Source organism: uncultured Tateyamaria sp. (assembly GCF_947503415.1).
In the GTDB taxonomy this organism is placed as follows: Bacteria; Pseudomonadota; Alphaproteobacteria; order Rhodobacterales; family Rhodobacteraceae; genus Tateyamaria.
Genome location: NZ_CANNDS010000005.1, coordinates 77,838 through 99,710, shown reverse-complemented (window position 1 = coordinate 99,710; position 21,873 = coordinate 77,838). Strand labels below are relative to the sequence as shown.

16 protein-coding genes and 1 tRNA gene are annotated in these 21,873 nt (G+C 59.5%); 11 read left to right on the top strand and 6 right to left on the bottom strand.

Annotated features, from left to right (window positions below):
• Positions 1–148 precede the first annotated feature (148 nt).
• Positions 149–748, top strand: coding sequence for a gamma-glutamyl kinase (locus Q1A32_RS21350; protein WP_299657807.1), 600 nt, complete (start codon positions 149–151; stop codon positions 746–748).
• Here the strand turns inward: Q1A32_RS21350 and Q1A32_RS21345 are convergent, their stop codons facing one another.
• From Q1A32_RS21345 to Q1A32_RS21330, 4 genes are all read right to left on the bottom strand, one after another.
• A complete protein-coding gene (locus Q1A32_RS21345; RefSeq protein WP_299657989.1) occupies positions 749–2,950 on the bottom strand; it encodes an ATP-binding protein in 2,202 nt (733 codons plus the stop codon). It lies immediately after the preceding gene.
• Between the two features lie 254 nt (positions 2,951–3,204).
• Positions 3,205–4,365 carry an RsmB/NOP family class I SAM-dependent RNA methyltransferase gene (locus Q1A32_RS21340; protein ID WP_299657805.1) on the bottom strand — a complete coding sequence of 387 codons (1,161 nt, stop codon included), beginning with the start codon at positions 4,363–4,365 and terminating at the stop codon, positions 3,205–3,207.
• 33 nt (positions 4,366–4,398) lie between these two features.
• A complete protein-coding gene (gene guaB / locus Q1A32_RS21335; RefSeq protein ID WP_299612560.1) occupies positions 4,399–5,847 on the bottom strand; it encodes an IMP dehydrogenase in 1,449 nt (482 codons plus the stop codon).
• A gap of 95 nt (positions 5,848–5,942) precedes the next feature.
• Positions 5,943–7,388: a hypothetical protein gene (locus tag Q1A32_RS21330; RefSeq protein ID WP_299657803.1), complete on the bottom strand. Its 1,446-nt coding sequence runs from the start codon at positions 7,386–7,388 to the stop codon at positions 5,943–5,945.
• 149 nt (positions 7,389–7,537) lie between these two features.
• Here Q1A32_RS21330 and speB point away from each other — a divergent pair, with 149 nt between their 5' ends.
• The 10 genes from speB (at position 7,538) to Q1A32_RS21280 (ending at position 18,491) form a co-directional block, all read left to right on the top strand.
• Positions 7,538–8,494, top strand: a complete 957-nt coding sequence (gene speB / locus Q1A32_RS21325; protein WP_299657800.1) for an agmatinase — start codon at positions 7,538–7,540, stop codon at positions 8,492–8,494.
• Between the two features lie 160 nt (positions 8,495–8,654).
• Positions 8,655–10,691, top strand: coding sequence for an ASKHA domain-containing protein (locus tag Q1A32_RS21320; protein WP_299657798.1), 2,037 nt, complete (start codon positions 8,655–8,657; stop codon positions 10,689–10,691).
• A complete protein-coding gene (locus tag Q1A32_RS21315; protein ID WP_299657796.1) occupies positions 10,688–11,527 on the top strand; it encodes a class I SAM-dependent methyltransferase in 840 nt (279 codons plus the stop codon). The genes Q1A32_RS21320 and Q1A32_RS21315 overlap by 4 nt, the downstream gene beginning before the upstream one ends.
• 36 nt (positions 11,528–11,563) lie before the next feature.
• A tRNA-Gly gene (locus Q1A32_RS21310) sits at positions 11,564–11,637 on the top strand.
• An 89-nt stretch (positions 11,638–11,726) separates the two neighbouring features.
• Positions 11,727–11,969, top strand: a complete 243-nt coding sequence (gene nrtS, locus Q1A32_RS21305; RefSeq protein WP_299657794.1) for a nitrate/nitrite transporter NrtS — start codon at positions 11,727–11,729, stop codon at positions 11,967–11,969.
• Positions 11,970–11,975: 6 nt separating this feature from the next.
• Positions 11,976–13,619 (top strand): sulfatase-like hydrolase/transferase, encoded by a 1,644-nt coding sequence (locus Q1A32_RS21300; RefSeq protein ID WP_299657792.1) that lies wholly within the window; start codon positions 11,976–11,978, stop codon positions 13,617–13,619.
• A 167-nt stretch (positions 13,620–13,786) separates the two neighbouring features.
• On the top strand, positions 13,787–15,688 hold the full coding sequence (locus tag Q1A32_RS21295) for a PhoX family phosphatase (protein WP_299657790.1): 1,902 nt from the start codon (positions 13,787–13,789) through the stop codon (positions 15,686–15,688).
• Positions 15,689–15,806: 118 nt separating this feature from the next.
• On the top strand, positions 15,807–16,718 hold the full coding sequence (ppk2, locus tag Q1A32_RS21290) for a polyphosphate kinase 2 (protein WP_299657788.1): 912 nt from the start codon (positions 15,807–15,809) through the stop codon (positions 16,716–16,718).
• Between the two features lie 11 nt (positions 16,719–16,729).
• Positions 16,730–16,966 (top strand): YdcH family protein, encoded by a 237-nt coding sequence (locus tag Q1A32_RS21285; protein WP_299612536.1) that lies wholly within the window; start codon positions 16,730–16,732, stop codon positions 16,964–16,966.
• A 172-nt stretch (positions 16,967–17,138) separates the two neighbouring features.
• Positions 17,139–18,491, top strand: a complete 1,353-nt coding sequence (locus Q1A32_RS21280) for a sensor histidine kinase (protein ID WP_299657786.1) — start codon at positions 17,139–17,141, stop codon at positions 18,489–18,491.
• Here Q1A32_RS21280 and Q1A32_RS21275 read toward each other — a convergent pair.
• Positions 18,464–20,083, bottom strand: coding sequence for a long-chain-fatty-acid--CoA ligase (locus tag Q1A32_RS21275; protein ID WP_299657784.1), 1,620 nt, complete (start codon positions 20,081–20,083; stop codon positions 18,464–18,466). The genes Q1A32_RS21280 and Q1A32_RS21275 overlap by 28 nt on opposite strands.
• 190 nt (positions 20,084–20,273) lie before the next feature.
• Positions 20,274–21,758 (bottom strand): peroxidase family protein, encoded by a 1,485-nt coding sequence (locus tag Q1A32_RS21270; protein ID WP_299657782.1) that lies wholly within the window; start codon positions 21,756–21,758, stop codon positions 20,274–20,276.
• Between the last annotated feature and the right edge of the window lie 115 nt (positions 21,759–21,873).

The following is a 21,873-nucleotide window of genomic DNA, read 5'->3' as shown; positions in this document are numbered from 1 at the left end:
CACTGCGTCGATGTTCCCCTTGCGTTCCTTATGAGATCAAATCGGGAACATTTCAATAAATTTCTACACACCCACCTTTTGTCGCGAGGGGTTAAGGAGTAGTTTACGCATCAGGGCACAGGCGCAGAAAAGTAGATCGGGGCAGCTCATGTTGGTGTTTTACAGGGCGAAACTGGCATTCTTGTCGGTGCCTAAAACGGGGACGTCTGCATATGAGACTGCATTGGCACCGCATGCTGATCTGGTTTTGTCAGAACCCCCTGCTCTGAAGCATGCGCCGGTCTATCGCTACAATCGCTTCATCCGCCCGATGTACTTCAATGTTTGCGACGTCGAACTGGACGTGATGGCCGTCATGCGTGAGCCAATAAGCTGGCTGGGCAGTTGGTGGCGGTATCGCCAGCGTCCCTTCATGAAAGGCCGTCCGAACGCGACCCACGACATCAGCTTCGATGAATTTGTCCTTGCGTACATGAAAGGAAAAAAACCCTCCTACGCAGATGTCGGCAGTCAGTACAAATTTCTGGAGCGGCAGCAAAACGGGACAGGTGTCACACATCTTTTTCGTTATGAAGACCAGCCTAGGCTACAACAGTTTCTGACAAACCGGCTTGAAGTGACGTTTGAGCTTGGCCGCGAGAATGTGTCACCCGCGCGCAAGCTTGAATTGTCGGACGACACCGAAATGCGCTTTCGTCGAAAATGTGCCGAAGAATTCGCGCTCTATGACAGCATTCCAACTGCTTGATCAATGCAGTTGCTGATGTACCGTTTCGGCAAGATCGTTGAGTGAAAACGGTTTCGGCAGAAACACCGAGTTGGGAATTTCCCGTTGCTGATCGCTCAGGCGATCCTCGGCATAGCCCGACACGAAGACGACGCGCACATCGGGACGCTCTTGCAGCGCTTCGCGCACCCATGACGGTCCGTCTTTCCCTGGCATCACGACGTCCGTCACAAACAGATCAACGTTCAAGGTCGCATCTTCCAGTGTCTTCAGCGCGGCTTCGGCGGAATCGGCCTCCAACACAGTGTAGCCGCGCAGGCGCAATGCCCGGCTTGCAAAGGCACGCACCGGCGCTTCATCTTCGACCAGCAGGATGACGCCATCACCATGTTTTGGCTCCGCCATCGGCTTGGCGACCTTTGGTGCGACCGCTTTGGGTGTTGTTACCTCAAGTACCGGGAACATTATTGAAAAGCATGTACCCTGCCCGAGAGTACTGTCGACAAAAATGAACCCGCCCGTCTGTTTCACAATGCCGTAGGCGGTAGAGAGCCCCAAGCCTGTGCCTTCGCCGGTTTTCTTTGTCGTATAGAACGGCTCAAACACCTTTTGCAGCTTGTCCGGGGAAATGCCGACACCGCGGTCCACAACCCGCAAACACACGTAATCTCCGGCAGGCACACTGACCCGGTCGCGCTCCAGCGGTTCGGCGAGGGTCATGCACTCCGTTTCGATTTGGATCTCTCCGCCGTCGGGCATTGCATCACGGGCATTCACCACAAGGTTCATCAACACTTGTTCGAGCTGCCGTTTGTCTGCGCGAATAGGCTTCAGCACCGGGTCATGAGACAATGTCAGCGTGACTTTTTCGCCGACGAGGCGATTCAGCAGATGGGTCAGATCCGACATCGTGTCCCGGAGATCCAACTCTTCCGGGCGCAATGTCTGTTTCCGGGAGAACGCCAGCAATTGGCCGACAAGCGCCGCAGCACGGTTGGCATTCTGATTGATCTGTACCAAGTCGCTATAGTCTGGATCGCCCTGGTCATGACGCAGCAACAGAAGATCGCAGTGTCCGGAAATGGCCGTCAGAAGGTTGTTGAAGTCATGCGCAACGCCACCCGCCAATTGCCCGATAGCCTGCATTTTCTGGCTTTGAACAAACTGCGCCTCCAGCGTTTTCAATTCGGTTGCGTCGGCCAAAACCCCAACGATGGACACTTCGCCGTCGTCATGCATACGGTTCAAGACAACCTGTACGAACATCTCCTTGTCAGAGCGTGACAGCCTGAGGAATTCCGATTGCTGCACGGCCCGCCCCGACACGGTTTCTTCCAACCAGTCGGCAATGGGACGGCCCAAACCCGCCATCAGATCCGAGATGTTTTCGCCTTTTTTCAGTGCTGCGCCGATCAGATCAGATGCACTGCGATTAAAGCTGCGCACTTCGCCATCGGGCGAAAAGCGCACGAGGGGCACAGGCAAATCTTCCAAAGAGGCCCACGCACCACCTTTTTCCATCTCCTCAGGAGGAGGCAGCAGATAGAACGCGCGGCGCCCCGCGCCCGCATCGACCTTGGTCACAAGCACTTCAACCGGCCCCTGACTGGTGGTCAACGGAGTGACAGCTCCAATTTTCAACGGAACTTGATCAAAGACCGATTCAAGCGTTTTGGCACGCGAACCCACAAGTTTGCGCGCGCTTTCATTCATATAGAGGATCGCGCCGGTCCGGCCGACCATCAGCATGGGCAGGCCCGGGCCATCCGCACCGCGCCCCTGCCCCGTGTCCGGCGCAGATTCAAGCCGCCAAAGCAGCGTGTCGTCTTCCATTTCGTGAACGGCCAAACGCATATGCCCTTTGCGCGTGACGATGTCTTCGCGTGCTGCGCCATCAATTTCGGCCTGGTTCTTCAAGCGAAACAGGATGCCGCCCGGGTTCGCGAATGTATTGCGCAATGTGCCAGCCAATGTCTCGCCGCGCCGTGTGGCGTAGGCTTGGCGCGCTGCGGCGTTGGCTCGCAGCACTTCACCGTCCGCCGTGCAGACGAAACTGGGAGAAGCATCTTTTTCAATAAAGGCCGAGATCGTCGACATGGTGCTGTCGCGCTGCGACCGCGACTTGCGCGCGAAAAACGCCACCGCGAACCCAAGCCCTGTCAAGGCGAGTGCCGCAGCCAGCAAACCAAGCTGGATCAACCGTTCTGGCGCCAATGCGCCCATCACACCAAGCAGCACCGCTGCCCCCAACAGGCTGACCGCACGATGCGATCCATCCCTTTCGGGGCGGGTCAAACTGAGCAGCGATCGCGCGCTTTCGGACACCAGGCACCTCATCCATGTCGATTCGTTGTGCCTTTTCTGCGAGCAAAACGGTTAATTGCACCTTAATCAGTGCCCGTTTGTGCGCAGTTCAGATGCGGCCCGTGTGGGCAAAGCATCGCAGCAAAATAAACCTCTGGTTGAGTAAAGCCGGATCAAACTTCCCGCGTCAAGTGTGCTGCGTAGAAACCATCGCCCCATGCGTTGACCGACCAGTGCCTCTGCTCCTGAAGTACAAAAGATGAAGTTTGACTGATAAGCCATTGCGTCTGTGCATCATTTTCCAGTTTCAAAACGGAACAGGTCGCGTAAACCAGCGTGCCCCCCGGCGCCACGAGCGTGGCCGCGTTGGTCAAAACCTCTCGCTGTGTTGCGACAAGAGCGTCCAGACGATCAGGTGTCAGCGCCCATTTTGCATCCGGCGTTCGGCGCCACGTTCCAGCACCCGAACACGGCGCATCGACAAACACGAGGTCAAACTTCGGCAAGTTCGCCAAATCTTCCTGCGCGTGGATGGAGATGTCATGGCCTCCTCGCGCGGCACGGTGTGGCAGGTCTTTCATACGCGCGGCATCAATGTCGCTTGCCGTGACAGACCACCCCAATGCGGCCATTGCCAACGCCTTGCCGCCCCCGCCAGCGCATAGATCCAATGCACGTCCCGAGGACCCGAACTTCAAGACCGCGCTCTGACTAGACGCATCCTGAATTTCAACAAAGCCTTCCGTATAGGATGCAGAATTCCGAAGACGCCGCGCCCCTTCCGTCAGGGTCAAAGCCGTAGACGCGCGCGGGTTTGCGACGGTCATGATGCCATCCTCAACCAATCGGGCTTGCGCGTCCGCAACGTTCGTCTTCGCAAGGTTCACGCGCAGGGTGACAGGGGCGCGTTCTGTCAACGCCTGCGCGGTGCTTTCTGCTTCGGTGCCAAGGCTTTCTTCGAAAAGAGGCAGCAACCAGTCGGGCAAGTCCCACGCAACGCCCCTTTCAATGGGCGCTTCGCCGGCCTGTTGTTCGTCCTTGGACAACGGCGCAGGCGCATGCCCTTCCCCGTGAAAAAGACCCGCCGGATCAACGCCGAGCCCGCGCATCCGGCCGATCATGCGCGCCCGTCCAGAGAAACCACCTCCACGCGCCGCATCGCTGCGCCAATGGCGCAAAACATCATATACATGATCACGGACCGCGGCCCTGTCCTTGGACCCGGCAAAACGGCTGTTGCGCGCCCATCTCGTCAGCGCCTGTGCGGCAGGCTGTCCGGCTACGATCGCGTCCAGAACGTCTATGGCTGCCGCGACACGTGCACCGGGCGTCACAACATCACCTTAACCGTGTAACGCATTGATGTCTCACATGATCCGGTAATTGGGCGACTCGCGTGTGATCTGCACATCATGCACATGGCTTTCCTTGAGACCCGCCCCGGTGATCTTCACAAAGTTGCAATTCTTGCGCATCTCTTCGACCGTTGCGCAGCCTGTGTATCCCATAGCTGCACGCAGTCCGCCCACAAGCTGGTGAATAACCGCCCCGGCGGATCCCTTATAGGGCACCTGACCTTCGATGCCTTCGGGGACCAGTTTGTCGCTGGCCGCGTCTTTCTGGAAATAGCGGTCTGCCGATCCACGGGCCATGGCACCAAGCGAGCCCATGCCGCGGTAGGATTTGAAGCTGCGACCTTGGTACAGGATCACTTCGCCCGGGCTTTCATCCGTGCCCGCAATCATGGAGCCGACCATGGCGCAGGATGCGCCAGCCGCGATGGCCTTGGCGAAATCACCAGAGAACTTGATGCCACCATCTGCAATGACCGGAATATCACCGGCAGCCGCCGCGCAATCCATAATGGCGGTCAGCTGCGGCACACCCACCCCCGCGACCATGCGCGTTGTGCAAATGGAGCCTGGGCCAATACCCACCTTGATCGCATCAGCACCCGCATCAATCAACGCACGCGTCGCCTCGCCCGTGGCGACGTTGCCCGCCACGATCTGGACCTCATTGGACAGGTTCTTGGCCCTGCGCACGGCCTCGGCCACACCTTCGGAATGGCCATGGGCGGTGTCGATCACGATCATGTCCACACCCGCATCCACAAGCGCCTCGGATCGTTCAAAACCCGCATCCCCAACGGTGGAGGCTGCGGCCACCCTCAACCTACCCAGATCATCCTTGCAGGCAGTAGGGTTCAGCACGGCCTGTTCGGTGTCCTTGAGGGTCAGCAGACCCGTCAACGCGCCCTCGGCATCCGTCACAAGGAGCTTTTCAATGCGGCGCGCCTTCATCAGGCTTATCGCTTCGTCGCGGTCCGCAGGTTCGTGCAAAATGGCCAGGTCATCGGTTGTCATCATCACGGACACAGGCGTTGCGTCGTTCTGCGCAAATCGCATGTCGCGGTTGGTCACGATGCCCAGCACACGGCGGTTCTCATCGATGACCGGGAAGCCGGAGAACCCATACCGTTCAGTCAGCGCACGGGCATCCGCCAGTGTCTGGTTCGCGTTCAGCGTGATCGGGTTGTAAACGATGCCGCTTTCGAACCGTTTGACCCGGCGCACCTCGCGCGATTGCGCCTCGATGTCGAGATTGCGGTGCACGACCCCCATGCCCCCGGCTTGTGCCATCGCAATCGCCATCCGCCCTTCGGTCACAGTGTCCATCGCCGAGCTGAGCAGCGGTATGTTCAGGGCAATGCTTTTTGTCACACGGGTGCGGGTATCAGCCGTTGCAGGCAACACGTTGGACGCGGCCGGAACCAGCAGAACATCATCGAAGGTGAGCGCCTCGCGAATCTCCATGGGGGTCTCCTTGGGAGGGTTCGTTTGACGATTTCGTATGTCACGCCCCTTGGGAAATGAAAAGGGGCGCGACAGGTTTTGTGAAAGGGGTCAATTCAGTCCGCAAAAGCAACAGGTGCAGGCTTTGCTTCATCTGCGATGGACCAGCTGAAATCAACCTTGAGACCACCATCAAATCCGGGCGCGTTGCGGGCCACATACATGTTCGAGGCATAGGCCGAATTCGGGTTCCCGACGCCCGCCAGACCGTGGCATGTCATGCAATTGCTTTGCACGCCCAAGTTCGTGGTCACGGTCCCGTCCGGGGTGACCACCGGGCCCGTGCCGCCTGTAAAGGTGCCAGTGCCAAAGGTCGCTTCGAGATGCGGATTATAGGCAGGCAAGAGCTGACCCACATTGTTGCCGTTGTCGATAGGTTGGGCCGGGATCAGCATGGAATAGGCCGTGGCCATGGCGTAGTGCGCGGCCTGTGCGGTCAGGCTGTCCGGGCGCGCGGCGGCGTGATCTACACTTGAGGGGCTGTTGGGCGCATCAGGGTCTGCCGCCCACCAGAATGTCTGCCACGTCCACCGCTGTGTTTCGCGGGTTCCGACATGCATGCCCACAAGGATCAGCGTGTCGCCGACGGCAATCTTGTCGACCGCCGCCGTGTCTCCGGCCTGTTCAAAATCAGCCTTGAAATAGGCGATGTCTGCGTCGGTCACCGGAATGCTGATGAAATCCGAGACGCTGAAGATATTGCTATCATCCGGGCTGTCACACCCGGGATCGACACCCGTTGCGGTCGTCGAAGCATCGAGGGCCATATCGATATAGGTACACTGGCCCCAAAGCGTATTGGGATACCCCTTGGCCAATTGGTCCGACGTCCAGTTGGACGTGTCGGGCGTGCCCGGCCATGCAGGCATAGCATACAGGTTGCGCCCGCCCACTTCCGTCAGATCGCTTGCCGAGATCAACTTGTAAACGGGCTTGATGTTAACGGTGCTGGGCGGGAAAGCCGGGATATCGCTGTACCCTTGCTCCAAATAGGTTTGCAATGTCTGCGTCAGCAACAGCTTGTTGCTGAGCGCGTGCTGGGCGGAGGTCGGGGAATAGGCGACCACTTCGGCCACGCTGTAATCCACCTTGATACCTGCATCATTGGCAGTGGCGTCACTGCTCAGATCAGCGCCCTTGCCGCCTTTGGCATGCTGCAAAGGCTGGCGCAGACCCAGGATCGGAGCCGCCTCATTGCCGATGGTCAGGTCGTAAATTGCCAATGGTGCAAGCCATGTCTGGTAAATCAACGCGTTTTCGATCCCCAGCGCCGTGACGTCAGTGGGGGTCGTCAATCCCGCCCAGACGGACCAGCCATGTTCGTAAATCTTGGCATTGTCATAAGTGCCAAAAATCCAGCTGTTGATCTCGGTCTCGGACGTGGGAAAAACTGTGTCGGGCGTTGGATTGACTGGCATCTCAACGCCAAATTCCTGTGCCATCGTGGGCTGGGAAAATGCGGCGGCCAAGGGCAACAACGCGGTGAAAAGTGATTTTTTCATCGAAGTCTCCGTTCAAAGTGAGTGGTGGTAAAACAAGGATCAATACAAAATACAACTACAGGTTACGCTGACTGAGGCGTATGTAAATGCTTTTCTTCCGTTCTCGTGTCGGCCAGAAACGACGGGTTGCCGTGCAGAGGAGAGCATCGATGACCAACAGCTACGACACAGGTCGCCTGAACCTGCCGTTTGTCGGCATTTCGACGTTCGGCAAACGGCCATATATCGAGGATTGGGCGGCTCTGGACGCCGATGTCGCCATCCTTGGTGCACCCTTTGATGCAGGCACGCAGTGGCGATCAGGCGCGCGGTTTGGGCCACGGGCCGTTCGTGAGGCGTCGACCCTGTTCAGCTTCGGCCATGCCGGGGCCTACGATCACGAAGACGACGCCACTTACCTGCCCGAAACCGTGCGGATCGTGGACATGGGCGACGCAGACATCATTCATACCGACACAGAAAGGTCACACGCCAACATCGAGACCGGCGTGCGGGCAGCCTTGGACGCAGGCGCCCTGCCCGTCACCATCGGCGGCGATCATTCGGTCAACATTCCCTGCATCCGGGCCTTTAACGGTCAGGGCGACATCCACATCCTGCAAATCGACGCGCATCTTGATTTTGTCGACGAACGGCATGGCGTGCGGCACGGGCATGGCAATCCGATGCGGCGCGCGGCGGAATGCGACTATGTCACGGGCCTCACCCAGGTGGGCATTCGCAATGTCAGTTCCACCGCCAAGGAAGGCTATGAAGACGCCCGGGCCATGGGGTCCGATATCCTGTCTGTCCGGCAGGCGCGCGATCTGGGACCACGTGGCGTAATTGACCGCATTCCGGCAGGCGCGCGGCTCTATATCACCATCGACATTGATGCGTTTTGCCCCTCCATCGCGCCCGGCACAGGCACGCCCAGCCATGGCGGATTTCTGTATTATGACGTGCTTGAGATGTTGCAGGCCGCCGCACAGCGCCACGAGATCGTAGGCATTGATCTGGTCGAGGTGGCCCCGGATTATGACCCCACCGGATCGACCGCCATTCTGGCCGCGCAAGTTTTGATGAACCTGTTGGGTTTTATCTTTCACGCCCGCGCCAGCGGATAAGTCAGAGGGGGCCAGCCCCCGCCCTGCGGGCCCCCCGAAGTTTATCTGGCAAGATGAAGAGGGCAAAACTGACGTGTGTGTGACACCCCATGTCGTTTGACACCTTTCCCCCGTCCCCGTGCTGACTATTGTGTGGGCAACCATGACTTTCGAGGCGTACATGAGCACCGATCCACTCGTCGTTTTCACTCCCTCCGGCAAGCGCGGCCATTTCGCCGTTGGCACGCCCATTCTGACGGCGGCGCGCCAGTTGGGCGTGGATCTGGACAGCGTTTGTGGGGGGCGCGGCATTTGTTCGAAATGCCAGATCACGCCCAGCTATGGCGAGTTTCCCAAGCATGGTGTCACGGTCGAGGATGACGCCTTGTCGGACTGGAACAAGGTCGAAGAGCGCTACAAATCCAAGCGTGGTCTGACCCCCGGCCGCCGTCTTGGTTGTCAGGCCACCGTGCAGGGCGATGTGGTCATCGACGTGCCGCCCGAAAGCCAGGTTCACAAGCAGGTTGTGCGCAAGCGGGCCGAGGCGCGCGACATCGTCATGAACCCCTCGACCAAGCTCTATTATGTTGAAGTGGAAGAGCCGGACATGCACGACCCCTCAGGTGATCTGGAGCGGCTTGTTGCCGCGATCGAGACCGATTGGGGCATCACCAACATCCACGCCGACCTGCACATCCTGCAAGCCCTGCAACCCGTTCTGCGCAAGGGCGCGTGGAAGGTGACTGTGGCCATCCATCTTGGCGACGATGAAAACGCGCCGCGCATCATGCATATCTGGCCCGGCTATTACGAAGGCGCGGTCTACGGCCTTGCCGTTGATCTGGGCTCGACCACCATTGCCGCGCATCTGTGCGATTTGACCAGCGGAGAGGTCGTCGCCTCGTCCGGCATCATGAACCCCCAGATCCGCTTTGGCGAAGATCTGATGAGCCGCGTCAGCTACGGCATGATGAACGCGGGCGGCGCGGGCGAGATGACGCAAGCCGTGCGCGAGGGGATGAACGCCCTGTTCACCCAGATCGCAACCGAGGCGGCCATCGACAAGGGGCTGATCGTGGATGCGGTGTTTGTCTGCAACCCGGTCATGCACCACCTCCTGCTGGGCATCGACCCGTTCGAATTGGGCCAGGCACCCTTTGCGCTGGCCACTTCAAACGCGCTGCGGATGCGCGCCGATGATCTTGACCTGAACATTCACCCCTCCGCCCGCATCTACCTGTTGCCCTGCATCGCCGGCCATGTGGGCGCGGACGCGGCCGCTGTGGCGTTGTCCGAAGCGCCCGACAAGTCCGAAGACCTTGTTCTGGTGGTCGATGTGGGCACCAACGCTGAAATCCTGCTGGGCAACAAGGACAAGGTATTGGCCTGTTCCTCGCCCACCGGACCCGCCTTTGAAGGCGCACAGATCACGGCGGGTCAACGCGCCGCCCCCGGCGCCATCGAACGGATCGAGATTGACCCGACAACCAAGGAACCCCGCTTCCGCATCATCGGCGTAGACATGTGGTCCGACGAGGATGGGTTTGCCGAGGCTGCCGCAGGCACCGGGATCACGGGCATTTGCGGGTCTGGCATCATCGAGGCGATTGCCGAGATGCGCCTTGCGGGCGTGCTGGACGCCTCTGGCCTTATTGGCAGTGCGGCACAGACAGGCACCGACCGATGCGTGCCCGACGGGCGCACCCAAGCCTACCTTCTGCACGATGGCAGCGCCACGGGCGGGCCGCGCATCACCATCACCAACCCGGACATCCGGGCGATCCAGATGGCCAAGGCGGCCCTTTATTCCGGCGCGCGCCTGCTGATGGACAAGTTTGGCGTCGATACCGTGGACCGCGTGGTGCTGGCAGGCGCGTTCGGCGCGCACATCTCCTCCAAACACGCCATGGTGCTGGGCATGATCCCCGACGCGCCGCTGGACAAGGTGACCTCGGCAGGCAATGCCGCGGGCACCGGCGCGCGCATCGCCCTGCTGAACCGCGATGCGCGGGGCGAGATCGAAGAGACCGTGCGCCGCATCCACAAGGTCGAAACCGCCATCGAGCCGCGATTTCAGGAGCATTTCGTAAACGCTTCGGCCATCCCCAACTCGGTTGATCCGTTCCCTATTCTGAACGATCTGGTGACCCTGCCAGACGTCAGTTTCAACACAGGCGGCGACAGCGAAGGCGGCCGCAGACGCCGGAGGCGCGCATGACCAACACAGATCAGGAACAGTTCTGGACCGACGCCGCGGGTCCCAAATGGGTGCGGCAGCAAGAGGCAATGGACGCGCTGCTTGGTCCCGTGCTGGATTTGGTCATGGACCATGCCCCGCTCAAAACCGGCGACCGCGTGCTGGACATTGGCTGTGGTACAGGCGTCAGCGTGGGGGCCGCACTCAATATGGTTGGGGACACAGGCCATGTGACCGGCCTCGACATCTCGCATACCATGCTCGACCTTGCCGCTGAACGGGTGGCGGGGGCTGCGAACGTGTCGCTGCTGACCGCGGACGCACAAACGCACAGTTTCGATGCGCCATTCGACGCCATGATTTCGCGCTTCGGGGTCATGTTCTTCGAAGACACCGTGGGTGCGATGGCAAACCTGAACGCGGCCCTCAAATCGGGCGGCACGATGACCTTCGCCGCATGGGGGCCTGCGCCGCAGAACCCCTATTTCATGGCACCGGCCAAGGCGGCTGCGAGCGTACTTGGTCCGATGCCCAAAACGGACCGCACCCTGCCCGGCCCCTTTGCCTTCGAAGATGACGCGCGCACTCTGTCTATGATGGCAGACGCTGGCATCGACACGGCACAGGTCGAAACGGTCCAGATTGACCTCACTCCGCCGGGCGACATCGCTCACACTGCAGCGCTGATGATGGAGATTGGACCCGCCGAAGCCGCCGTCAAACACCACGAGGCGGACGCGCAAGCCGCATCTCAAGTTCAAACTGCCGTTGCAGACGCCATCGCTCCGTTCGACACAGGCGCAGGCCTGCGCATCCCGGCCTGCATCCACATCTATTCCGCCCGCAAACCCGCTTGACCCCGCCGCCCCGCTTGCCTATCTCAAACCTTGAGCGCGGGTATGGTGAAAAGGTATCACGGCAGCTTCCCAAGCTTTAGTTACGAGTTCGATTCTCGTTACCCGCTCCAACTTCCACCAATCACAGTTTCGTGGTTAATGCGCCCGCCCATTGCATTTGGTACTGAATGGTCCAATTCTGTGCGCAGGAGGAGCCGCCATGGCCTATCAAACCAGCTGGCAGATCGCGACAGACCGCACCGTAGTCAAACGGGCGGCGAAAATCGCATTCATCGTCGGGATCATCATCGCCATGATCAACCACGGTGACCGGATCACAAGCGGACAGATGGACGCCGTGGCCTGGGCCAAATGCGCGCTCACCTTCCTTGTGCCCTACTCCGTCTCCACCTACTCTTCGGTCATGGCCGTGCGCGAACGGCTGCAAAGCCTCGGGGACTGACCAACTTTGAACATTCTGTTTGTGATGTATGACCAGCTGCGGTTCGACTACCTCAGCTGTGCCGGACACCCGCATCTGCACACGCCCAATTTCGACCGGGTCGCGGCCATGGGTGTGCGTTTCACCAACGCTTACGTGCAATCGCCGATCTGCGGCGGGTCGCGCATGTGCTATTACACCGGGCGGTACGCGTCCTCGCACGGGGCGCATTGGAACGGCTTTCCATTGAAGGTGGGCGAACAGACACTGGGCGATCACCTGCGCAAGATCGGCATGTCCTGTCACCTGATCGGCAAGACGCATATGACGGTCGATGCCGAGGGGATGGAACGGCTGGGCCTTGAAGCCGACAGCGTGATCGGCGTGCGCACCTCGGAATGCGGGTTCGACCCGTGGGTGCGCGATGACGGCCTTTGGGCCGAAGGTCCGGACGGGTTTTATGACGAAAGACGAAGCCCTTACAATGAATACCTCAAGTCTCAAGGCTACGATGGCACGAACCCGTGGGCGGACTACGCCAATGCAGGGATCAAGGACGGCCAGATGGCCTCAGGCTGGTTCTTTGACAACACCAACCTGCCCGCCAACATCCGCGAGGAAGACAGCGAAACGCCATGGCTCACGTCCGAGGCGATCCGCTTCATCGACCAGGCGACAGCGCCTTGGTGCGCGCATCTGAGCTATATCAAACCGCACTGGCCCTACATCGTGCCCGCCCCATACGCGTCGATGTATGGTCCGGAACACGTCCCAACGGCCACCCGCGCCGACGAAGAACAACAAGACGCGCACCCCGTCTTCGCCACTTTCATGAACGGCCCCGTGGGCAAAGCATTCCAAGACGAAGAGGTGCGTGCCAAGGTCATCCCCGCCTATATGGGCCTGATCAAACAGTGCGACGACCAGTTGGGGCGCTTGCTGGATCATCTTGAAGCTGCCGGTCAGATGGACAGTACCATGATCGTGCTGACCTCAGACCATGGCGACTATCTGGGCGACCACTGGCTGGGCGAAAAGAACCTGTTTCACGACCCGTCTGTCAAAGTCCCGATGATTGTCTATGACCCGCGCGAACCCGCAAACAACACGCGTGGCATCACCTGTGACGCACTGGTGGAATCCATCGACCTTGCCGCCACTTTCATCGAAGCGGCAGGTGGCACGATCCCAGACCATATTGTCGAGGGGCGCAGCCTGCTGCCGTGGCTGCGGGGCGAGACACCTGAATGGCGGGACTATGTGATCTCCGAATACGATTTCTCGGCCCAGCCCGTCGCGGTGAAGCTGGGGCTTGAACCGCGCGACTGCCGCCTCTTCATGGTCTTTGACGGGCGCTACAAACTGATGCATTGCGCCGCCTCGAACATGCGCAACATGCTGTTCGATCTCCACACGGATCCGGACGAACTCGACGATCTGGCCAAGACGGACGCGCATCGCGACATCGAAGACCGCCTGCTGGAGCATCTGCACGCCTGGGGCCTGCGCATGTCGCAACGCACCACAAGGTCAGAGGATCAGATCAAGGCCATGCGCGGCGCATCAAATGGCAAGGGCATTCTGATCCATCTCAAGGACGGAACGGAGGTCGACGCGCGCCTAACGGTCAAATACCGCGGCCCCGCGCGACAGAACTATCTGCCCGACTGACCGCGTCCCAACACCCCTAGCGACGGCAAAACGCCGCCGAAACCTCCCGCCATGCGAGAATAAAATCGCCGATACAGGTGCGGCGTGTCACAAATGTTTTGCGATGAGAGATTACCTCATCCTCGACGCAAATCCTTGCGTACACAACAAACATCAGGGAGCCAGGAATGAAAGATATTGACCGAGCCGACATGTCCCCGGACGATTGGGACGAATTGAATTTTCCACGTCCCGAGGAACACGACTTTGACCGCGTAGTCGAAGCCGCCATTTCACGCCGCGGATTCATGGGGGGCGTTGTGGCCTTCGGATCCGGCGCTGCTGTCATGGGCACTTCGATGCTCAAAGGCACCACGGCAATGGCCGGGCAATCCGACCGCTTCGCCTTTGAACAACTCCCGATCCAGACAGACGGCACCGTGCATGTGCCCGACGGCTACGAATGGAAAGTCATGGTGCGCTGGGGCGATCCGCTCTTTTCCGATGCACCCGCCTTTGATCCAGCCAACGGCGTTCCCTCCGCCGGCTCTGACCGCGTGTTTGGCGAAAACACCGACGGGATGGAGCTGTTCAATATCGGCGGCGGGACTGAGCTGATCGCGGTGAACAGCGAATACGCCAACCGCAAGGTCAACCTGCCCAACAACGAGGAAGGCACGCCAGCCTCTGCCGAGGACGTGGTGCTGCTGCAGCAATTGCAGGGCGTCACGGTGATGGAAGTGACCGAAGGCGCGGACGGCTGGGAGGTCGTCGTCGACAGCCCCTACAACCGCCGCATCCACCACAACACGGCCATGGCCATCGACGGCCCCGCCGCCGGGCATGACTTGATGAAGACGGACGCGGACCCGACGGGCACGGCGTCGCTGGGCACCATGAACAACTGCGGCGCGGGCCGCACGCCGTGGGGCACTTACCTGACGTGCGAGGAGAACTTCAACGGCTACTTCGGCGCCACCAATGGGCTGCCTGACGACGAGGTGCTGGCCGCGGGCTACACCCGCTATGGCATCGGCGAAGACGGCTGGGGTTACGACTATCACAAGTGGGACGCCCGGTTTGACGTGAGCCAAAACCCGAACGAGCCACACCGCGTCGGCTACATCGTGGAAATCGACCCGGCGGACCCCGACAGCACTCCGGTCAAGCACACCGCACTGGGTCGGTTCAAGCACGAAAACGCCGCCTATGCGCTGGCCCCCGATGGCCGCGTCGCCATCTACATGGGCGACGATGAACGGGGCGAGTTCATGTACAAATGGCTCAGCCGCGACAAATACGTGCCCGGCGGTGACACCTCGACCTTGCTCAGCGTGGGTCAGCTTTATGTGGCGAAGTTCAACATCGACATGTCTGGCGAATGGGTGGCCCTGACACCCGCTGCGACGGATATGACCGAAGCCGAGATCGCCATGTTCAGCCGCATGGCCGCATCCAAGGTCGGGGCGACCACCATGGACAGGCCCGAATGGGTCGCCGTGAACCCGCGCGCGGTCGAAGGCTATTGCTGCCTGACCAACAACAAGAACCGGGGCGTGAAACCCAATGCCGGGGGTGATGACACGTCGGCCAACGGACCAAACCCACGCGACGAAAACAACTTTGGTCAGATCGTGCGCTGGCGTCCCCACGGGGACAATCACGCGTCCAACACATTTGACTGGGATCTGTACGTCATGGCGGGCAACCCGGTTGTGCACGGCGACACGCCCTATGGCGGGTCGGCCAACGTCAACGAGGGCAACATGTTCAACGCGCCCGACGGCATGATGTTCGACAGCACGGGCATCCTCTGGATCCAAACGGACGGAGATGACGACAACGAAGGCGAGTTTGCAGGCATGGGCAACAACCAGATGCTTGCGGGCGATCCGGTGACAGGCGAAATTCGCCGCTTCCTGACAGGCCCCAACGGGTGCGAGGTGACGGGGCTGACCTGGTCATCAGACCGGCGCACGATGTTCGTAGGTATCCAGCACCCCGGCGCACCGTTCCCCGATGGCGATGGCTCGCTGCCACGGTCGTCCATCGTGACGGTCAAACGCTCCGACGGCGCGCTGGTCGGCTAAGCCAAACAACCGTGGCAGGCGCGGCTCACCCGTGCCTGCCCCCACCTGTTTTGACCCAAGTCAAGGCAGGCTCAGACTACATCTGCAAGACTCCACGCCAAGCAACAGGAGACCGCAGATGAATAAGCAGCCAACACTCAAACCTGACGCCAAACCCGCCAGCGCGCCTGAACCCAAACCTGCCGCCGCGTCCAATGTCACAGAGTTCGAGACGATCAGCTTCCCTTATGCCGACAAGCTGCACCGCAAAGAATACGAAGAGCAGAAGGCCGCACTCCAGGTGGAATTGCTGAAAGTCCAGCATTGGGTGCAGGACACCGGCCAGAAGCACGTGCTGTTGTTCGAAGGGCGCGATGCCGCAGGCAAGGGCGGGACGATCAAGCGGTTTACCGAACACCTCAACCCACGCGCAGCTCGCGTCGTGGCGCTCAACAAACCGAACGAGGAAGAACGCGGACAGTGGTTTTTTCAGCGTTATATCAAGCACCTGCCCACTGCAGGCGAAATCGTGCTCTATGACCGATCATGGTACAACCGCGCGGGCGTCGAACGGGTCATGGATTTCTGTGCCCCGGGCGAATACCTCGAATTCATGCGGCAAACGCCCGAATTCGAACGGATGCTCACCCGATCTGGCATCCGACTGTTCAAATACTGGTTCTCCGTTACGCGCGAAGAACAGAAAGCCCGCTTTGAGGCACGCAAGACCGATCCGCTCAAGCAATGGAAGCTTTCGCCTATCGACCGCGCCAGTCTGAACAAGTGGGACGAGTACACCGAAGCCAAGGAAGCCATGTTTTTCTACACGAACACGGCAGACGCCCCGTGGACGGTGGTACGCTCCAATGACAAGAAGCGCGCACGCCTGAATTGCATGCGCCACTATCTTGCATCGCTCGATTACCCGGACAAGAACATGAGCGTCGTTGGTGAGCCAGACCCCAATCTTGTGTTTCACGCAGATACGGTCCTGCACCAGTCCGAGCATATCCTTGCCCGGTCACTGCATCCCAAAACCCGCAAAAGCTAAGGACGAACCATATGTCGAATACCCCGCACGAACTGGCTGATGATTTTCCAGAACACGCAGCCAGAATTGCAGAACTCAAACAGAAGGATGCCCATTTCGACCGGATGGTCACCGCCTATCACGACATCAACCGGGATGTGCACCGTGCCGAAACGGATGTTGAACCGGTGTCGGACGAACACATGACGTCCATGCGACGCCGGCGGATGCAGCTCAAAGACGAGATTTTCGCTGTTCTGAATAAGTAAACCACTGACAAAGCACGAGAATGCGGATGGCCAATCCGGCCGTCCGCATTTTGCTGACACGAATCCGTGACAGATACCCAAGTTCACTCTACCATGACCTGTGCGAAACGCGTTTCGCAGTTGATGTGTGAGTCGTCCCGGTTTTCTCCAATCACTATTGAATAGATCGAACTTGGATCACGCCGCACGGATCAAGACCATCTTTGAAGAGGTGAAGCGCACAGAACGTGTCCTGAGCAACGAATTCCTGATCCGCCTGATTCTCGTTATGGTTGCATGCTTTTGTGGCTGGTGGTACCTCGGCCTCGATGTCTTGCCATACTGGTTCGTTGGTTACTACGTCGTTGTTCTGTCAGAAAAATCCGTGTTGCACATGCCCATTGAAGGGCGCGAGGTTCAGGCCTTTGTGTTGCTTTGGCTTGTCAGTTTTGCGCAGGCAACCGTCTACGCCGTCCTGCCCGCTTACATCTGGTCGATGGGCGATCCGGTTTGGAAGTTCGGGACCATCATCCTGTTTACCGGCGCAGTTCTGAACATCTTCCTGCTGAGGGCACGCAATTGGGTTCTGGGCGCCGCCTATTTAATCCCGGTCACAGCTGCCATTCAATGGATCGCGTTCGACTTCTTCACCGCACCTTACGGTGGGGCAGCGTTCTGGGCGGCCTCGATCCTCAGCCTGTGCCTGACCATTTATTTCGGCGTTTGCCTGTTCGAAGCCCACCGGTCCAACCGTGAACTGAAAGAAACCCGAGAGCAGTTCCTGCAATCCCAAAAGGTCGAGGCGCTTGGCACGTTGACTAGTGGCGTGGCGCATGATTTTAACAATATTCTCAGCGTGATACAGGGCAATCTTGAACTTCTTGAAGCCTATCCAGACGCGCCGGATCGCAAGGACTTTCTCAGCGCCGCCCTGACTGCATCGCATCGTGGCGCGCAATTGACCCGTCAGTTGACCTCATACGGGCGCAAGGCCGAGCTTTGGCCACGCCATGTCAGCCCTGCCGATGTCTTACGGTCACTGAACGACATGGCGCGCCGGGTGTTGCCGGCCAATATCCTGCTGAACATCCAAATCAAAGACAGCCAAAGCCGCATTTTCACCGACGAGTCGCTTCTGCAATCTGCCCTGCTCAATCTGGTGATCAACGCCCGCGACGCGATGCCCAAAGGTGGCAAACTCACGGTGAGGGTTATGGACCCGGTCCGCGCGCCTGAAGGGCTGAAACTGACAGAAGCCGCCAATTATATTGCGTTCGAAGTCGCTGACACGGGCGAAGGCATCCCCGAAGATATCATGCCCAACATCCGCGACCCGTTTTTCACGACCAAGCCCGTGGGTCAAGGCAGCGGGCTGGGCTTGCCGATGGTGTGCGGATTTGCGGTTCAGTCAGGCGGAGAGATCGACATCAACAGCCGGATTGGGAAAGGTACAACCATCCGGATGTACCTTCCCTTGTCCGAGAAAAACGCAGATGTCCCCGTGACGCAAGCGCGGCCTCAGCCGGTTAGCACGTCTCCGAACTGATCCCGCAGGTTGCGTTTGAGCACTTTGCCCGTTGCGTTGCGCGGCAACACATCCGTGAACACCACCTTGTCCGGCACCTGCCACTTGGCGATCTTGCCCTCGAACACCGAAAGCACTTCTTCCTCGCTTGGGTCATGCCCTTCAGCGGCAACCGCCACCAGAACCGGCCGCTCGTCCCATTTCTCGTGCCGGGCGCCGATCACAGCGGCATCCGCCAGCATCGGATGGGCAATCGCAATGTTTTCCAGATCGACGGACGAAATCCACTCACCGCCGGACTTGATGATGTCCTTGGACCGATCCTTGATCGACAGGTACCCATCGGGGTCCATGGTCGCCACATCGCCCGTGTCAAACCAGCCATTGGTCAGCGTTTCGTCCACGGACTTCTGGAAATAGCTGTCCAGTATCCAGTGCCCCCGCACCATCAACGCCCCCTGCGCCACTCCATCATGGGGCAGCGGGGTGCCGTCCTCATCCATGATCTCCAATTCCACACCCCAGGGCGGCCGCCCCTGGTTTTCCCGCAGCTTGTGTTGGGCGTCCGTTGGCAGATCCGCATGTTTCGCCAGCGGCTGGTTGGTGGAGCCCAACGGCGACATCTCGGTCATGCCCCACGCATGGATAAATTCGACGCCGTATTTCTCGCGGAAGGCGGCAATCATCGACGGCGGGCAGGCCGACCCACCCACAACCGTCCGCTTGAGCGATGCGAGTTGCGTTCCGGATTTCTCGGCCTCGCCCAGCAGACCCAGCCAGATTGTGGGCACCCCGAGTGCGATGGACACCTTGCAATCGTCGATCAGCTTGACCAGCGACGGGCCGTCCAGCCCCGGACCCGGCAACACCATCCGTGCGCCGACCTGCGCACAGGCATAGGGCGTTCCCCATGCGTTGACATGGAACATAGGCACCACAGGCAAAACGACATCCCGCGCCGAAAAGCCGATGCAATCAGGCGTGTTCGATGCCAGTGCATGCAGCACGGTCGTGCGGTGCGAATACAGTACCCCTTTGGGGTTGCCGGTCGTGCCGGAGGTATAGCATAACGACGACGCCGTATTCTCGTCGAACTCGGGCCACTCAAATTCCGGCGACCCGGTTGCGATCAATTCGTCGAAGAATTGCAGCCCTTCAATCTCGGCAGCGGCGTCCTCATCCCGGCCCTCCATCAGCACGATATGTTCCACCCCGGGGATCTTGTCGCGGATCGCCTTCACCAACGGCACAAATGTGCGGTCAATGAACAGGACCCGATCGTCGGCATGGTTGATGATGTAGACAAGTTGTTCGGGAAACAGGCGCGGATTGATGGTGTGGCAGACCAGGCCAGCCCCCGACACACCAAAGTAAATCTCCAGATGCCGCCGGTTGTTCCACGCGATGGTGGCACAGCGCGCCTGTGGCTCCAGCCTCAGCTTCAACAGTGCTTCCCCCAGACGGTGGGCATTCGCCCCCACCTGCCCCCAGCTTGTCTCTTCAACCCCGTCGCCAGTGTTGACAGAGGTAATCACGGTCTCGCCATGATAGCGTGCTGCGTGATCGACCAGTGACGAAATGGTCAGGGGGTAGTTCATCATTTGGCCAAGCATCGGCGCCTCCCGTATTTCACTTTCAGAGCAACGCCTTGCCCGCGCCGCCTGTGCCAGCCAGCGCGCGTTCCTCCCTTGATGCCAACCCTGCCAAGCAGCGCGCGCCCTTGCAAGCACGGCGTCACACACATGACGCAAAGAAAAGGGGCCGACCCTGCGGTCAGCCCCCTCCCCGATCATGCAGTATAGCTTAGCCGCACTGAAGCGCCTCTGCATGTTCGATGTGGTCACGGTTCGCTTCCACATATGCAATCAGACCGGCCAGAACGCTGGGCTGGCCTTTGAACCCATGCCACGGCTTGAAGTGCGGAATGTGCAGGAAGGTCGTCGGATCACGCTTGAGCAGGTTGGCGAAGACGGTGGCCACCAGACGGCCCCCGGCCCCGGTCAGCTTGCCGTCGCCCTTCTCTTCAGCCTCTTGCAGGCAGTAAAACCACAGCGGTGTCTTGGCGAACCCTTTGGCCTTTAGGATGGCAGGCGGGTCAATGGGATGCGTGCCCAGATGCGCCGCCAGCTGCTGTCCACTTGCCAGTTGATAGGTATAGCGATCACGCACCATGTTGCGCAGGGCAAGGTTGCGCGACTGATCCAGCGTCAGCGTTTCCTCGATATCACCCAACGCGATTGGCGCATGCACAAAGGGCAGGTTCAATAGCGGCATGCCCATTTTCGGCCCAACGGGACGCGCTTTTTGTGACGACACATCGCCGTTCATGCCAAAGAACATTGCATAATCGAGGTTCCCCTCGACCGGACGACGGCCAAAGCCCAGCGTGGCAAACAGACCCTTGGGATCTGCGCCTTCGGTCAGCGCATATTCGAACTGCGTCGTGGCGTGACCAAAGCGGTACCCGGCCCCGGTGAATTCGACCGGCATAACCGGTGCGTCCCAGCCAAAGGCATGGTTTTCCAGCGCCCAGTCCAGACATTCCTGCTGCACAAAGGCGGGCAGCAATTCGCACCAGACAATCCATTGATAGTGCAGCCGGATAAAGCGGCGCACTTCCTCGAAATTGGTCAGCTTGGGGCTGACATGATCGTGCCACACATGTTTGGGCAGTCCCTCATGCGCACAGGACTGGATGTCCTTGGCTTCGTCACCGTCGGCGACACGCTTGCTCATCAGAATGTTGTGCAACTGGATGAAAATCGCCTGCACCTGCGCCACAATGATGTTCTCGTCATTGCGCGGATCACCGATCAGGGCCTTGCCAGCGCAGGTTCGGGCCAGATCGCGCGGATTGTCCTTGCGACCAAAGACCAGAAACTGCTCCGCGTCTCCCTCGCCATAAAGGTGCGGCGTGGCTTCGGGTCCCGCGCCATACACACAATCCAGATCAAGGCTGGGCGTGCGCACGTTTGGGATGGTCGACGGATCAATCCGGGTCCCCAGAGCCGAGGTCGCATCGAGCGTGATATCGTGATCGACGAATTGCCCCAGAAAGGTCATCCCGGCATCGGCATGCCCATCCTCGTTTTCGGTCGCGCCCATTGATTGCGACAGCTCATCCAGCGCGTCAATCACATCCGCATGGGTGATGTTCTTGATGTGAACGGGGTTGGCAGGCAGAAATCGCCCAAGGGTCTGTGCAAAGGGCCGCGCCGGGCCGTTGCCTTGGATACATGTCTTGAAAAGTTGATCGAGCCGCGTCAGCCCGTGTTGTGTTCCAGCCATAATCTGGCCTCCAATGCTGTTCTAATAAAACAGAGCGCAAGAATACGACGCGCTCCCGGTAACTTTATTGCGCAACGGGAAAATTATCAGGTCAGGCATTCCTGACCCAAGGACA

Bases quoted from the DNA above. Each gene is read 5' to 3' on its own strand.
- Q1A32_RS21350 (WP_299657807.1), top strand. From the start codon at position 149: ATGTTGGTGTTTTACAGGGCGAAACTGGCATTCTTGTCGGTGCCTAAA.
- Q1A32_RS21345 (WP_299657989.1), bottom strand. From the start codon at position 2,950: ATGGGCGCATTGGCGCCAGAACGGTTGATCCAGCTTGGTTTGCTGGCT.
- guaB (WP_299612560.1), bottom strand. From the start codon at position 5,847: ATGGAGATTCGCGAGGCGCTCACCTTCGATGATGTTCTGCTGGTTCCG.
- Q1A32_RS21330 (WP_299657803.1), bottom strand. From the start codon at position 7,388: ATGAAAAAATCACTTTTCACCGCGTTGTTGCCCTTGGCCGCCGCATTT.
- speB (WP_299657800.1), top strand. From the start codon at position 7,538: ATGACCAACAGCTACGACACAGGTCGCCTGAACCTGCCGTTTGTCGGC.
- Q1A32_RS21320 (WP_299657798.1), top strand. From the start codon at position 8,655: ATGAGCACCGATCCACTCGTCGTTTTCACTCCCTCCGGCAAGCGCGGC.
- Q1A32_RS21315 (WP_299657796.1), top strand. From the start codon at position 10,688: ATGACCAACACAGATCAGGAACAGTTCTGGACCGACGCCGCGGGTCCC.
- nrtS (WP_299657794.1), top strand. From the start codon at position 11,727: ATGGCCTATCAAACCAGCTGGCAGATCGCGACAGACCGCACCGTAGTC.
- Q1A32_RS21295 (WP_299657790.1), top strand. From the start codon at position 13,787: ATGAAAGATATTGACCGAGCCGACATGTCCCCGGACGATTGGGACGAA.
- ppk2 (WP_299657788.1), top strand. From the start codon at position 15,807: ATGAATAAGCAGCCAACACTCAAACCTGACGCCAAACCCGCCAGCGCG.
- Q1A32_RS21285 (WP_299612536.1), top strand. From the start codon at position 16,730: ATGTCGAATACCCCGCACGAACTGGCTGATGATTTTCCAGAACACGCA.
- Q1A32_RS21275 (WP_299657784.1), bottom strand. From the start codon at position 20,083: ATGCTTGGCCAAATGATGAACTACCCCCTGACCATTTCGTCACTGGTC.
- Q1A32_RS21270 (WP_299657782.1), bottom strand. From the start codon at position 21,758: ATGGCTGGAACACAACACGGGCTGACGCGGCTCGATCAACTTTTCAAG.